Here is a 13473-nt window from a genome sequence, read left to right as displayed (position 1 = left end):
GCCCTCAGGGCGCCGGTTTTGTTTTCAGCTCTCCTGGTCCGGGGCTGGGGAAGGGGGCGGGTTGCCCATCACCCCATACCAGTCCAGCTTGCGGGTCAGCCCCATGACCAGCGCCAGTATGGCGAACAGCAGCAGGGCACCGAGCAGCAGGGCTGTCTCCTCGGCTTGCAGCAGCCCGAACAGGATGGCGTAGACCAGCCCGAGCAGGGCCGCGAAGCCCATGCCCTGTTTCGGGCCCCCCAGCACATGGCTCAGGTAGAAGCCGTTGAGCAGCACGCTGGCGAGGCTGGCGACCAGATAGGCCCAGGCAAAGCCGAGATGCTCGGTCAGCGCCAGCAGCACCAGATAGAAGATGGCCAGTCCCATGCCCACCAGGGCGTACTGGATAGGGTGTACCCGCAGCCCCTTGAGCAGCTCGAACATGAAGAAGCTGAGGAAGGTGAGGCCGATGAACAGCAGGGCGTACTTGGCGGCCCGCTCGTTTTGTTGATAGTGATCCACCGGCTGCACCAGGCTGACGCTGAAACTGGGCAGCGGCTCGCCCCCGCCCCGCATCATGCGGTTGAAGCGGCTCTCCATGTCGGTGGCGAACCAGCTGCTCTGCCAGCTGGCGTCGAAACCGCTGGCGGTGAGGGTGCGGCTGCCGGGCAGAAAGTCGCCGAGGAAGTTGGGATGGGGCCAGTTGCCGGCGAGATTGAGCTTGCTGTCCTGGCCGAGGGGCACCACTTCCAGCTGATCCATCCCCAGCAGATCCAGCTCGATGTGAAAGCGGCCATCTTCATTTGGCAGGGTGGCGAGCGGAGCATGGATGCCGGCCAGACCGTCACCCAGCAGGGCGCCGGGGGCGAACGGAATGCGCTGCTCCCCCAGCTGCAGTTCGGGCACGCTGCTGATGCCGCGGGCATCGGACAGCACCAGGCTGAGATAGGGTCTGCCCGGGACCAGGGCGGGATCGGCCCCATCGACGGTCAGATCAGGTTCGCCGCTTACCAGCGTCTTGCCGTCGAGGTCGGCCGGCAACCGGCCGGAGAGGGAGAGCCGGGTGTGATAGACCTGGGCCTGATAGATGCCGAGCTTGCGAGGGGTCACCTCCATGCTGGCCCGCACATCCAGCTGTTCCGGCAGCAGGTAGCGATAGAGCTGCAGCTTGCGCTCGAAGCGCTTGCCATCCTGCTCGACGGTGACGGCCCGGGTATAGGGTTGCACCAGCACGGGCCCCAGTAGCCGCTGCGGACCGCTGCTGCTTGCCATGATGCTGTTAATGGCCTGGCTGCGATAGGCCTGGCGCTCCCGATTCAGCTCCATGATGGCGTGAACCGGGATCATCAGCAGCAGGCTGAGCAACAGCAGCAGAACTATCTTGTGGCTGAATATCTGTTTGACCATGACGCCTCTCCTTGTTGTTGAGGGGGAGTGTGCCGGGGGCGGGTGAAGGGAAGATGAGGCCCTGTGAAGTCAGGGTGAAGGGAGATAAAAAAAACCGGCGCTGGGCACCGGTTCTTGCTGGTATTACAGCTTGTTGAGCTCGGCCGGCAGGGCGGCGAACACCTGGTCTCTGGCCTTGAGGGAGGCAAACTGCTTGCCCGGCTTCTGGATGACGGTGTGCACGAAGATGAGCGTCTTGTCCTGCTTGCTGGCCCAGCCGACGAACCAGCCGATTTGCTGATCCCGGTTGAGGCTGCCATCCAGCAGCTTGGGGTAGCCCATGCCGGTCTTGCCGTGGATCTGCCAGCCATCGATGTCGGGCTGACGCATCAGGCTGGCGGTGTGGCGCAGGGTCTGGGCGGAGACCGGCAGCTTGCCGCCCACCAACTTGCCGAGGAAGCGGGCCTGCTCCTGGGGGCTGATGGCGAGGCTTGAGCTGAGCCAGGCCTGGGTCAGACCGTCGTGCTTGCCCGGGTTGCCCGAGAGATCCCGGTTGCCGTAGTCGAAGCGGTCCACATAGTGCTGGAGGCGCGCCTCTCCCAGCCACTCGGTCAGGCGTTGGGAGTACCAGATCACCGAGAATTTCATCCAGCTGCTCGGGGTGGTGGTCTGTTTCCACTGCGGCAGGAAGTCAGGGTCACCGGCCTTGAACGGCAGGGCCGGCAGTTGTTCATCCACCAGGAAGCCGCTGTCATAGCCCATCAGCGCCAGCGGGATCTTGAAGGTGGAGGCGGGTGTCAGCTGGCTGGCGCAGTCACCCTGGGCGCTGACGGGTTTGCCGCTGCCATCGGCAAACAGCATGCAGCCGGAGGTAGCGCTGGCAGGCAGGGCACAGAAGAGGCCGGTGGCAAGCAGGCCGGACAACAGAATGCGGGGCATGAACATCTCCTTGATTCATCAGAACGCGGGTAGACGGGTCCGGGCGGGACCCTATCCGAGGAGGCGCAGCTTAGCCCGGCTCTGTGTGTTCAGTGTGAAGTTCCCTAGCCGGCAGGCAGCCAGAGTTCGGCCAGCACCCCGCCTTCCGGCTGGTTGGCCAGGGTCAGCCGGCCGCCGTGCTGGCGCGCCACCTCCATGGCAAAACTGAGCCCGAGGCCGCTGCTCTTGCCCTTGTCGGGTCTGGGCAGGGAGTAGAAGCGCTCGAAAATCCTGGGCAACGCAAAGTCGGGAATGCCCGGTCCCCGATCCCGCACCCGGAAGCAGTACCCCCCGCCTTCCATGGCGCCGCTCAGCGCCAGGGTACTGCCGATGGGTGAGAAGTCGAGGGCGTTGTCCAGCAGGTTGCCCAGCGCCTGCTCCACCAGCAGGGGATCCCACTTATGTTTTGAGGCGTCGGCCAGCTCAGCCACCAGGGTCACCTGACGACGGGCAGCGACTATCTGGCGGGCATCGAGCACCCGCCTGCCCAGCCGGGCCGGCTCGACGGATTGCCTGTCCAGCCCCTGCCCCGATTCGAGGCGCGCCAGTTGCAGCATCCGCTCGATCAGTTGCTGCATGCGGGCCGTCTCCAGATTGATGTTGCCGATAAAGCGTGCGGCCACCTCCGGCGGCGGCGCCTCGGCCAGGAGCTCCCCCGCCCCACGAATGGCGGCCAGCGGGCTTTTGAGCTCGTGGGTCAGGCTGTGGACATAGGCTTCGATATAGGCCTTGCCGTCCAGTTGGCGGCGCATGGTTTCCAGAGAGCGGCCGAGCCGGTCCAGCTCCGGGCTGTGGAGCCTCGGCAGGCTGGCGGGCTGACCCTGGCTGATTGCATCGGCGTAGTGCACCAGCTTGCCGATGGCGCGGTTGAGCCACCACACCAGCAGGGCGCCGATGAGCAGCGAGATGAACAGCAGCAGGGCCGCCCCTTTCAGCAACTGGTGTTCGCTGCGTTCTATCATGGGCAGCAGGGTGCGGTTGGGCTTGGCGACGGTGAGGGAGCCCAGGATCTCCTTCCCTTCCCGCAGCGGGGCGGCCACGTGCATCACTGAGCTGGCGGGATCGTCCGGGTCGCTGCGGGTGCTGCGGGCGCCATACTCCCCGCGCAGGGTGAGGTAGACGTCGTTCCAGCGGGAGTAGTCCTTGCCCAGATCAACCCCGTCCGAGTCGTAGACCACCTTGCCTTTAGCGTCGACCACATAGATGCGGTACTCCGCCTGCTGCTTGAGATGACCGTCGATGAGGGCGTTGATGGGGCTCTGGTTGAGGCGGGCGAAGGCGCTGGCCAGCCGGCCATCCGCCATCCTCCCTTCCTGCAGATCGTCCAGGGCGAGGGGGGCCAGCATCTGGGCCATGTCCACCAGGGTATCTTCGGTGGCGCTGCGTACCCCGGGTTTGATCTCCTCGACGAAGATCTCCAGCACGAACCAGGCGGCCAGCGCAAAGATCAGCACCAGGCCGCACAGCAGTTGCAATCCGATCCTCATCTCATCTCCCGGCCGGTGCCCGGCAACCCTCTGTTCATGCCAGCTCCAGGCTGTAGCCCAGCCCGCGGTGGGTCAGGATCAGGTTGGCGTCAGGGTCACGCTCCCGCAGCTTGGCCCTCAGGGTCTTGATGTGAGTGTCGACGGTGCGATCCAGGCTCTCTTCCGCATCCTGCCACACCAGTTCCATCAGTTGCTGGCGGGAGTAGACCCGGCCCGGCGCCAGCATGAGCGTCTTGAGCAGCAGGTACTCGTAGCGGGTGAGGGTCAGGGGCTGACCGTGGAAGCAGATGCGGGCCCGCTCCTCGTCCAGGGTGAGGACCTGGCTCGGCTGAGGGGAGGTTGGTTGGCTGCGGCGCAGTATCACCCGCACCCGGGCGCACACCTCCCGGGGCGAGAAGGGTTTGGCCACATAGTCGTCGGCCCCTATCTCCAGCCCGATCAGCCTGTCTATCTCCTCGCTGCGGGCGGTGAGAAACATCAGGGGAGTGTCGCACAGTGCCCGCACCTGCTTGCACAGTTCGAAACCGCCTATGTCCGGCAGCCCCACATCCAGGATCAGAAAATCCGGTCGCGTCTGTTCCAGTCGCGCCAGCAACGGCTGACCGAGGGGAAACCATTCCACCTCGAAGCCGTCGGTCTGCAGGGCATAGATCAGGGTATCGGCAATGCTGGCTTCATCCTCCACCAGCCAGATGAGTCGTTTTTGCATGGCGTCCTCGTCGCAAATCGGCTCCTCATTCTGGCATCGAACCAAATCGGATCCTATTTGCCGTTTGATTTTTCCCAAAAAGGCATTAATATTTCGCCATTCTTTCGAATCGAAACTTAAAGATGACCAAACGCAACACACAGCAGCGCCGTCACACCATAGTGAGCCTGGTGCAGGAACAGGGTGAAGTCAGCGTCGATGCCCTGGCCAAGCACTTCTCCACCTCGGAAGTGACCATCCGCAAAGATCTGGCGGTGCTGGAGACCGGCGGTCTGCTGCTGCGCCGTTACGGCGGTGCCGTCCCCCTGCCGAGCGAGATGGTGGTGGACAGCAACCCGGATCAAGTTTCGAAACGAAAGCTGGCCATTGCCCGCGCCGCCGCCGAACGGATCCGCGATCACAACCGCGTCATCATCGATAGCGGCAGCACCACCAGCGCCATGATCCCGTTGCTCGGCAACAAGCGCGGCCTCATCGTCATGACCAACTCCCTCAACGTGGCCGGCGCCCTGCGCGAGCTGGAAAACGAACCCACCCTGCTGATGACCGGCGGCACCTGGGATCCCCACTCCGAATCCTTCCAGGGTCAGGTGGCGGAGCAGGTGCTGCGCTCCTATGACTTCGACCAGCTGTTCATCGGTGCCGATGGCATAGACCCGGAGCGGGGCACCACCACCTTCAACGAGCTGGTGGGCCTCTCCCGGGTCATGGCCGAGGTGTCTCGCGAGGTCATCGTCATGGTGGAGTCGGAGAAGATAGGCCGCAAGATCCCCAATCTCGAGCTGCCCTGGTCCGGCATCCATACCCTGGTGACCGACGAGGGGCTGGATAGCGAGGCCAGAGCACAGATCCAGGCCAGGGGGATCCAGCTGATTTGCGCCCCCGTTGCCGTGTGACCCAAACATCCATTATCCAATCGAATTAGCGTCTTACATTTCAAGGAGAAGTCTATGTGTGGCATCGTCGGGGCTGTGGCCCAACGTGATGTGGCTGAAATCCTGGTAGAGGGCCTGCGCCGTCTGGAATACCGTGGCTATGACTCCGCCGGTGTGGCCGTGTTCAGCGCCAGCCAGCCCCTGCAGCGGGTGCGTCGCCTCGGCAAGGTAGCCGAGCTGGCCAAGGCACTGGAAGAGCAGTCCGTCCATGGCGGTACCGGCATAGCCCACACCCGCTGGGCGACCCATGGCGAGCCGTCCGAACGCAATGCCCACCCCCATGTCTCCGAGCATATCGTGGTGGTGCACAACGGCATCATAGAGAACCACGAAGAGCTGCGCAGCCAGCTGCAGGGCATGGGCTACGAGTTCAGCTCTGACACCGACACCGAGGTGATCGCCCACCTGGTGCACCACGAGCTGAAATCCGCCCCCAGCCTGCTGGCGGCCATGCAGGTGGCTGTGAAGCAGCTGCGTGGTGCCTACGGTACCGTAGTGATGGACAGCCGTGACGACAGCCGCGTGGTGGTGGCCCGCTCCGGCTCCCCCCTGGTGATCGGCCGCGGTATCGGCGAGAACTTCATTGCCTCCGATCAGATGGCCCTGCTGCCGGTCACCCGCCGCTTCATCTTCCTGGAAGAGGGTGACGTGGCCGAAGTGACCCGTCGCGACGTGCACATCTTCGATACCGACGGCAACGCCGTGGTGCGCGAAGAGCTGGAGTCCGAGCTCTCCCACGATGCCGGTGACAAGGGTGAATACCGTCACTACATGCTCAAAGAGATCTACGAGCAGCCCAAGGCCATCACCAACACCCTGGAAGGGCGCCTCGGCAGCGATCACGTGGTGGTCGAGTCGTTCGGCAACGGCGCCCGTGCCATCTTCGACAAGGTGGAGCATGTCCAGATCGTGGCCTGCGGCACCTCCTACAACTCCGGCATGGTGGCCCGCTACTGGTTCGAAGAGATAGCCGGCGTCTCCTGCGACGTGGAGATCGCCTCCGAGTTCCGCTATCGCAAGTCCGTGGTGCGCCCCAACAGCCTGCTGGTGACCCTGTCCCAGAGTGGCGAGACCGCCGATACCCTGGCCGCCCTGCGTCTGGCCAAGGAGTCCGGCTACATGAGTTCCCTGGCCATCTGCAACGTACCGGGCTCCTCCCTGGTGCGCGAATCCGACCTGGCCTTCATGACCCGGGCGGGGGCAGAAATCGGGGTGGCCTCCACCAAGGCCTTCACCACCCAGCTGGCCGGCCTGCTGATGCTGGTGGCTTCCGTCGGTCACTGCCGTGGCAACCTGAGCGCCGAGGCCGAGGCGGAACTGGTCAAGGCGCTGCAGGCCTTGCCTGTGCGCATCAAGGAGAGCCTGGCCCTGGCCAAGCAGATCGAGACCCTGGCCGAAGAGTTTGCCGACAAGCACCACAGCCTGTTCCTCGGCCGTGGCAGCCAGTACCCCATCGCCATGGAAGGGGCGCTCAAGCTGAAAGAGATCTCCTATATCCACGCCGAAGCCTATGCCGCCGGTGAGCTCAAGCACGGCCCGTTGGCGCTGATTGATGCCGAGATGCCCATCATCGTCGTGGCGCCGAACAACGATCTGCTGGAGAAGCTCAAGTCCAACGTGGAAGAGGTGCGTGCCCGCGGCGGCATCCTGTATGTGTTCGCCGATGCGGACGCCGGCTTCAAGAGCGACGAGACCATGCGGGTGATGAGCCTGAATCACGTGGAAGAGATGATAGCCCCCATCGTCTATACGGTGCCGTTGCAGCTGCTCTCCTACCATGTCGCCCTCATCAAGGGCACCGACGTGGATCAGCCGCGCAACCTGGCGAAATCCGTGACCGTGGAATAAGCCGTCGTCAGACATGAAAAAGAGCCGCTGTTGCGGCTCTTTTTGTTTTGGCTAATCGGGCTATGACAGCCGCAGGTTGGTGATGGTCACGTCGGTCAGGGAGGGCACTATGATGCCGCTGGAGATCCCCTTGGCGATGGCCTGGCTGCGATTCTTGGAATCCGTCTTGTTGGTCACCTGGTTGAGGTGGAAGTTCACGGTGCGCTCGCTGATGCCGAGAATGGTGGCTATCTCCCAGGAGGTCTTGCCCTCGCTGGCCCAGAACAGACACTCCTTCTCCCTGTCCGACAGCTCGGTCAGGTACTTCATCAGGTCGGGTCTGGCCTTGATCAGGGTCAGGGCCGAATTGAAGATGTAGCTGGCGCAGAACGACAGCAGGGGAACGTTTTCAAACATCAGTTCGGAGTCGGAACGCTCCTTGGTGATGAAGGAGAGGATGCCGTGTTCCCCCTGCGGGGTGTGCAGCGGGAAGGAGACGCCATTGCGCACGCCGAAATCGGCGGCCAGGTTCATTACCTCCTGGCTGGCGCTGGGCAGCCAGGGGGAGGTGCAGTCGAGCTGGTTCCAGAAGATGGGCTGGGTCTGTTTCAGGCCCAGATGCACCACGGGATCCTGAGTAAGGAACTGCTTCTCCGAATAGGCGTTGAACCAGCTGGTGGGGCAGTTGTTGAACAGGGCAACGTGGGATTTCTGCATGCTGATGGGAAAAATAATCAGCAAACGAAAGTAATCGAACCCCATCTGGTGGCTGAAACGCTCCAGAAGCTGCTGAATGTCGCTGGTTTTCTTGGCCCTGGCAAACCTGTCTATGTGTTCCCATATGGCGTCGTTAAACATTCTATTCTCCCGTTTCGACCGCTATCTCGCTGATCGAAAAGATATTTTTTAGTTATAAATTTGGTGTTGCTTATATCAACGCCAGTAAATCCCGTGTTTGTCTAAAAATTATCCTGCTTTTTTCCTCTCAGGCCAAGGGGGGATGTCGATTGATACTAGCGCCATCATTTGAAATAATGAGAATAGTTATCATTGTTAAGATTCATACTATGAGCAAGTTATGGTGTCTGGCCCTGTTGCCATTATCGATCTCCCTCTCGGTTTGTGCCGACGATCTGGTCAAGCCCAGCCTCAAGGCGAGCATTGCCGCCGGTCAGGCGTCTCAGCAACGGGTTGAGAAGGCGGCAGATGCCGCCATGGCTGCTCGGCAGGAGCTGCAAAATGCCGAGCTGCAGCTGCGTGACCTCGAGGCCTACAACAGCTACATGCACTCCCTGGTCGAGGATCAGCGCGGCGAACTGGCTCGCCTCGAGAGTCAGCTCGGGGCGGTGGAGGAGACCCGTCAGGGCCTTATCCCCCTGATGTTGCAGATGCAGAGCGAACTGGCCGAACTGGTGCAGCAAGACGTGCCACTGCGCAAAGAGGAGCGGCTGGCCCGGGTCGAAGGGTTGAAAGCGACCCTTTCCCGAGCGGACGTGAGCGAGGCGGAGAAGTTTCGTCAGTTGCTGCAGGCCTATCAGATAGAGGCCGAATACGGCAATCGGCTCGATGCCTACTCGGCCGAGCTGACCCTGGATGGCGCGCCGCGCCGGGTAGAGGTGCTGGCCGTGGGCCGGGTGGCCCTGCTGGCCATGACGGCGGATCACAGCCTGGCCTGGCGCTGGTCGGCACAGGAAAAAACCTGGCAGCCGCTGGATAGCCAATGGCTCAGCCCGCTCTCCGACGCCTTTGCCATGGCAAAAGACAAGGGGGTTCCCCAGTTGTTGCAACTGCCGCTCTCCGTGGCCCTGCAGGAGACCCAGTCATGAAACAGCTTCCCCTCATCATCGCCCTGATGCTGGCACAACCCGCCCTGGCCAACGAGAACTGGCAGGCCCAGGAACAACTCAGGGAACAAGAAGCCAGCCAGGAGCTTGGCGAGGTCAGCAAGAGCCTGGCCAGTGCCCGCGCCAGGCTCAATGCCGCCCAGCAGCAGAGCAAGCAGCTGGCGAGCGAATTTGCCGACAACGAGAAACGGCTGGGTGAACTGAAAGCCCAGTGGCAGCAGGCGGCCAGCGACATGGATCAGGTGTTTGCCGTCGCGCGTCAGGGGGCCGGCGATGCGGTCAAGTTGCTCGGTAGCTCGGCCATGCAGGGGCAGTTTGCCGATCGCCTGCTGCCGCTGCAGCAGATGAGCAGAGAGCAGGATGTGCCGGATCGCGCCGCCCTGGCTCAATTGCCCGCCCTGCTGATGCAGGAGATAGCGGGATCTGCCCAGGTAACCCGCTTCGAGGCGGAGGTGCTCGATGGTCAGGGGGCGAGTGCCACCCAGCAGGTGACCCGCATCGGCAGTTTCATGCTGGTGGGGCAGGATGGTTTACTGCAAGCCGGGGCCGATGGCCTGGCCCCTGTGCTCGGCCTGCCGGCCAGCCTGAACGGTGCCGCCCTCTCTTATGGCGGCGCAGAGGGAGAGGCCGCCGTGATCGATCCCTCCCATGGGGTCCTGCTCGCCATGCAGACCCAGGCCCCCAGTCTCTGGCAGCAGATCCAGCAGGGTGGCAAGGTGGGCGCCATCATAGTGCTGCTGGCCGTGATTGGCCTTGGCATCGCTGCGGTGCGACTCTGGAGCCTCTCTCGCGAGCTGGGCAGGGTGCGTCGCCAGCTTGCCAGCGGTGACTATCATGCCGACAACGCCCTCGGGCGAGTGCTGCTGGTGGCGGACAAGCACCCGGAGATCCCCATGGAAACCCTGGAGCTGAGGCTGGACGAGGCCATCCTGCAAGAGACGCCACGGCTCGAGCGAGGCCTTGGCATGGTCAAGGTGATCGCTGCCCTGGCGCCCATGCTGGGGCTGCTCGGCACAGTGACCGGCATGATAGGCACCTTCCAGTCCATCACCCTGTTCGGTACGGGCGATCCCAAGATCATGGCCGGCGGCATCTCGATGGCGCTGATCACCACCGTGATGGGGCTGGTGGCGGCGATCCCGCTCATCCTCTCCCATAGCCTGTTGCAGTCGCGCTTCGTCGAGCTCTCCAACGTGCTGGAGCAGCAGGTGGCTGGCATTCTGGCGGAGCGTGCGGAAGGCAAGGTGCGCACGGAGCGGGCGGCATGATGCTGGATGTCTGGCACCAGGTGCAGAGCTTCATGGGGCGAGGCGGCCCCGTGCTCTGGGTCATCCTGGCCATGCTGGCGCTGATGTGGATCCTGATCATTGAGCGTTTGCTCTATCTCAACCTGGGTTATGGCGCCCTGCGTCGCCGGCTGCAGGCGGACTGGCAGGCCAGGGAAGAGCACGGTAGCTGGCATGCCCGCGCCATTCGCGGTCGCTGGCTGGCCCAGGCCGAGCTGGAACTGGGCCGTCACCTGATCCTGATCCGCACCCTGGTGGTGCTCTGCCCCATGCTGGGGCTGCTGGGCACGGTGACCGGCATGATAGGGGTGTTCGACACCCTGGCTGCGGCCAATCGCTTTAATCCCGAGAGCATGGCGGGGGGGATCTCCCGCGCCACCATTCCCACCATGGCGGGCATGGTGGTCGCCCTGCTCGGCGTATTGTTACTCAGTCGTCTCGACAGCCAGGCCAAACGCGCCCTGGCTGGTACCCGGGACGGGCTGCGCGAAGAGAAGGTATTACCATGAGACGCCAACCCAAGCGCGTGCGTGATGAAGTGCAGATCGACATGACCCCCATGCTCGACATCGTCTTCATCATGTTGATCTTCTTTATTGTGACCACCTCCTTCGTGCGCGAGGCCGGGCTCGAGGTCAACAGACCCCAGGCGAGCCAGGCCAAGGCGCAGAAGTCCTCCAGCATCATGCTGGCCATCGGCGAGCAGGGGCAGATCTTCCTCGATCGCAAGCAGATCGACATCGAGCGGGTGCAGGCCAGCCTGGCACGCATGCTGGCGGAACAACCCGAATCCAGTCTGGTGATCCAGGCCGACGAGCGGGTTCCCCATGGCAAGGTGGTGCGGGTGATGGACGAGGCCAAGGCTGCCGGCATCGCCAACATAGCGGTGGCGGTATCCGCGCCATGAAGTGGAAGCTGATGAGCCTGGCCCTGGGCCTGCTGTTGAGCCTGGGCATACTGCTGTTCATGGCCGCGCTGGTCGAGCCGCCCAAGGAGCGGGCCCGAAGCAGCGAGCAGGACCCCATCGTCATCCGGGTGCAGGCCGAGCAGAGCGAGGTGGCGCAGCGCGAGCGCCCCATCCCGCCCAAGCCTGAGCCTCTGCCCGAGCCTCCGGCTGCCCTCTCCCTGAGCCCCATGCCGACGCCGCCGACCCCTGTGCTGCCCACGGTGCAGCCCAGCCTGGACCTGGTCGCTGATCTGAGTCCGGTGCAGGTGGCGGCTCCCGGGGTGATGGCCGCGCCAGCCCCGGCCCCCGTCGCCGCGGGCAACCCCCATGGTCAGCTAGGTGGGGTCGGCAGCAGCGACATCCTGACCCCGCTGCAACGGATAGAGCCCAGTTACCCCTATCGGGCGCAGCAGGCGGGCATCGAAGGATTCGTCACCCTGAGCTTCAGCGTGGATGCCGAAGGACGGGTGCGGGATGTGACCGTGGTTGACGCCAAGCCAAGACGCCAGTTCGAGCGCGCTGCCATTCAGGCGGTGAGCAAGTGGCGCTACCAACCCAGGCCGGGGGCGAGCGACAAGCTGCCCCAGGTGATCACCCTCAAGTTCAAGTTGGAGTCATGATTATGTTGCGGATCTGGATCTGCCTGCTGGCCCTGATGAGCGCGAGCAGCTGGGCCATGGAGGTGAGCCCGCTCTTCTCTCGTCAGCTGGCCCCCGTGCTCAAACTCTATCAGTCCGGCCAGTTCCAGCAGGCCCAGAGCCGGGCCCGCGAACTCAAACCGGGTTCCGAGCCAGAACGTGCCTGGCTGGCGCAGCTCAATGCCTCCCTGGCCGCCAACTTGCAACAGACGGCCCAGGCGAGCCGATATGTGGACCAGGCACTCTCTTATAAAGCGTGGCCAGAGGCGCAACTGCTTCAGCTGCTGCGCCTGAAGGGAGATATCCAGGCCCAGCAGTCGGACTGGCGTGGCGCCATCAACAGCTATCGCGCCGTGTTGGCCAAGCAGCCTGGCAACGAGCTCAGACTGCGTCTGGCGGGCCTCTACTACCATGACAAGCAGTACGACGAAGCCATTCGCCAGAGCGATCAGCTGCTCAAGCAGGGTTGGCAGAAGCCGGTGGCGCTGATCCGCCTCTCGGCCCTGACCTCCCTGCGGCGCTATGCCCAGGCCGCCGATCAGGCGGGCGAGCTGATCCGCCGTGAACCGAACGAGAGTCGCTGGTGGCAGCAGGCCGTCGCATTGAACATCTCGGCCAAGCGGGGCGATCAGGCCCTGGCTCTGCTGCAGAGTGCCCTCGATCGCGGCCTGATGGACGAAGCGTCGACCCGTACACAGCTCATTCGCCTCTATGGCTGGCAAGGCTTGCCATATCGCGGAGCCCGCCTGTTGGAAAATGCCATGGCGAACGGACAACTGAAGCAGAGTGTGGAAAACCAGCGTCTGCTGGCTCAACTGTGGGAAGGGGCGAGGGAGTGGCCCAAGGCCATCGCCAGCTGGCAGACCCTGGCCAGGCAGACTGCCCAGACCGATGCCGGATTGCGGGCGGCCGAACTGCTGCTGCTGCGAGGGGAAACCGAGGCGGCCATGACGCAATTGGCGGCGATGGGACAACACCGCAGTGAGCAGGGGCGCAGGGTCAAGGGCCAGCTGGTGCAAGCCCTGCTCAACCAGCAGCAATATCAGAAAGCCATGGTGCTGGCCCGTGAGCTGAAAGCGGAAGGGGGAAGCGCCTGGCAGGAGCGCGCAGACCGCTGGCTCAGCTATATAGATGCGCGCCAGCAGGAATCGAACAAAAAGTCGGCGTAACAGGCACTGATGAGGTTGTTTTTGATGGTTTGAGGGTGAAAAATGAGCGGTCGCACCGTTTTGGCTAAAAATCCCTTGTCATCGTGATCTGGCTCCCTATAATGCGCCCCTACCAGCACGGTGGAACACGCCGGACTGATGAGTCAGCTTCCTTGCGAAGCTGGCGCCGAAAGAAAAGCGAAAACAACCGCTTGACTTTCGAAGTGAGGAGCGTAAGATGCGCCTCCTCAACGCGATAAGCGTGACGCTCTTTAACAATTTGAATCAAGCAATCTGTGTGGGCACTCAC

The 13473-nt window shown here is 63.2% G+C and carries 13 protein-coding genes; 8 read left to right on the top strand and 5 right to left on the bottom strand.

What is annotated here, in order from left to right:
* Positions 1-24 precede the first annotated feature (24 nt).
* From creD to blrA, 4 genes are all read right to left on the bottom strand, one after another.
* Positions 25-1386, bottom strand: a complete 1362-nt coding sequence (creD, locus tag ACEUCR_RS15230) for a cell envelope integrity protein CreD (RefSeq protein WP_408791246.1) — start codon at positions 1384-1386, stop codon at positions 25-27.
* A gap of 123 nt (positions 1387-1509) precedes the next feature.
* The gene (gene blaOXA / locus ACEUCR_RS15225) at positions 1510-2304 is read right to left on the bottom strand and encodes a class D beta-lactamase (RefSeq protein WP_408791243.1); all 795 of its coding nucleotides are present in this window, start codon (positions 2302-2304) and stop codon (positions 1510-1512) included.
* A 104-nt stretch (positions 2305-2408) separates the two neighbouring features.
* Positions 2409-3830: a beta-lactam sensor histidine kinase BlrB gene (gene blrB / locus ACEUCR_RS15220; protein ID WP_408791241.1), complete on the bottom strand. Its 1422-nt coding sequence runs from the start codon at positions 3828-3830 to the stop codon at positions 2409-2411.
* A 34-nt stretch (positions 3831-3864) separates the two neighbouring features.
* Complete coding sequence (blrA, locus tag ACEUCR_RS15215; protein ID WP_408775372.1) at positions 3865-4539, bottom strand: beta-lactam response regulator transcription factor BlrA; 675 nt, start codon at positions 4537-4539, stop codon at positions 3865-3867.
* A gap of 122 nt (positions 4540-4661) precedes the next feature.
* Here blrA and ACEUCR_RS15210 point away from each other — a divergent pair, with 122 nt between their 5' ends.
* Positions 4662-5435, top strand: a complete 774-nt coding sequence (locus ACEUCR_RS15210; protein ID WP_408791238.1) for a DeoR/GlpR family DNA-binding transcription regulator — start codon at positions 4662-4664, stop codon at positions 5433-5435.
* A gap of 54 nt (positions 5436-5489) precedes the next feature.
* Positions 5490-7322, top strand: coding sequence for a glutamine--fructose-6-phosphate transaminase (isomerizing) (gene glmS / locus ACEUCR_RS15205; protein WP_408760562.1), 1833 nt, complete (start codon positions 5490-5492; stop codon positions 7320-7322).
* 60 nt (positions 7323-7382) lie between these two features.
* On the opposite strand, the gene ACEUCR_RS15200 is transcribed toward glmS, so the two are convergent.
* The gene (locus ACEUCR_RS15200) at positions 7383-8159 is read right to left on the bottom strand and encodes a helix-turn-helix transcriptional regulator (RefSeq protein WP_042000438.1); all 777 of its coding nucleotides are present in this window, start codon (positions 8157-8159) and stop codon (positions 7383-7385) included.
* Between the two features lie 209 nt (positions 8160-8368).
* On the opposite strand from ACEUCR_RS15200, the gene ACEUCR_RS15195 reads away from it, so the two are divergent.
* From ACEUCR_RS15195 to ACEUCR_RS15170, 6 genes are read left to right on the top strand one after another with little or no spacing between them, the layout of a single operon-like run.
* On the top strand, positions 8369-9127 hold the full coding sequence (locus ACEUCR_RS15195) for a DUF3450 domain-containing protein (RefSeq protein WP_042000441.1): 759 nt from the start codon (positions 8369-8371) through the stop codon (positions 9125-9127).
* Complete coding sequence (locus tag ACEUCR_RS15190; protein ID WP_111874376.1) at positions 9124-10413, top strand: MotA/TolQ/ExbB proton channel family protein; 1290 nt, start codon at positions 9124-9126, stop codon at positions 10411-10413. Before ACEUCR_RS15195 ends, ACEUCR_RS15190 begins: the two co-directional genes overlap by 4 nt.
* Positions 10410-10940, top strand: a complete 531-nt coding sequence (locus ACEUCR_RS15185; protein WP_042000446.1) for a MotA/TolQ/ExbB proton channel family protein — start codon at positions 10410-10412, stop codon at positions 10938-10940. The genes ACEUCR_RS15190 and ACEUCR_RS15185 overlap by 4 nt, the downstream gene beginning before the upstream one ends.
* On the top strand, positions 10937-11338 hold the full coding sequence (locus ACEUCR_RS15180) for an ExbD/TolR family protein (protein ID WP_042000449.1): 402 nt from the start codon (positions 10937-10939) through the stop codon (positions 11336-11338). Before ACEUCR_RS15185 ends, ACEUCR_RS15180 begins: the two co-directional genes overlap by 4 nt.
* Entirely contained in the window at positions 11335-11997 is a 663-nt protein-coding gene (locus tag ACEUCR_RS15175) for an energy transducer TonB (RefSeq protein WP_408747999.1), read from the top strand. Before ACEUCR_RS15180 ends, ACEUCR_RS15175 begins: the two co-directional genes overlap by 4 nt.
* 2 nt (positions 11998-11999) lie before the next feature.
* Positions 12000-13184 (top strand): tetratricopeptide repeat protein, encoded by a 1185-nt coding sequence (locus ACEUCR_RS15170; protein WP_392443708.1) that lies wholly within the window; start codon positions 12000-12002, stop codon positions 13182-13184.
* The last annotated feature ends 289 nt before the right edge of the window (positions 13185-13473 follow it).

Source organism: Aeromonas bivalvium (assembly GCF_046078285.1).
GTDB lineage: Bacteria > Pseudomonadota > Gammaproteobacteria > Enterobacterales > Aeromonadaceae > Aeromonas > Aeromonas bivalvium.
This window is presented reverse-complemented; position numbering and strand designations above follow the sequence as displayed.

Coding starts and splice junctions, on each gene's coding strand:
- creD (WP_408791246.1), bottom strand. CDS start 1,386: ATGGTCAAACAGATATTCAGCCACAAGATAGTTCTGCTGCTGTTGCTC.
- blaOXA (WP_408791243.1), bottom strand. CDS start 2,304: ATGCCCCGCATTCTGTTGTCCGGCCTGCTTGCCACCGGCCTCTTCTGT.
- blrB (WP_408791241.1), bottom strand. CDS start 3,830: ATGAGGATCGGATTGCAACTGCTGTGCGGCCTGGTGCTGATCTTTGCG.
- blrA (WP_408775372.1), bottom strand. CDS start 4,539: ATGCAAAAACGACTCATCTGGCTGGTGGAGGATGAAGCCAGCATTGCC.
- ACEUCR_RS15210 (WP_408791238.1), top strand. CDS start 4,662: ATGACCAAACGCAACACACAGCAGCGCCGTCACACCATAGTGAGCCTG.
- glmS (WP_408760562.1), top strand. CDS start 5,490: ATGTGTGGCATCGTCGGGGCTGTGGCCCAACGTGATGTGGCTGAAATC.
- ACEUCR_RS15200 (WP_042000438.1), bottom strand. CDS start 8,159: ATGTTTAACGACGCCATATGGGAACACATAGACAGGTTTGCCAGGGCC.
- ACEUCR_RS15195 (WP_042000441.1), top strand. CDS start 8,369: ATGAGCAAGTTATGGTGTCTGGCCCTGTTGCCATTATCGATCTCCCTC.
- ACEUCR_RS15190 (WP_111874376.1), top strand. CDS start 9,124: ATGAAACAGCTTCCCCTCATCATCGCCCTGATGCTGGCACAACCCGCC.
- ACEUCR_RS15185 (WP_042000446.1), top strand. CDS start 10,410: ATGATGCTGGATGTCTGGCACCAGGTGCAGAGCTTCATGGGGCGAGGC.
- ACEUCR_RS15180 (WP_042000449.1), top strand. CDS start 10,937: ATGAGACGCCAACCCAAGCGCGTGCGTGATGAAGTGCAGATCGACATG.
- ACEUCR_RS15175 (WP_408747999.1), top strand. CDS start 11,335: ATGAAGTGGAAGCTGATGAGCCTGGCCCTGGGCCTGCTGTTGAGCCTG.
- ACEUCR_RS15170 (WP_392443708.1), top strand. CDS start 12,000: ATGTTGCGGATCTGGATCTGCCTGCTGGCCCTGATGAGCGCGAGCAGC.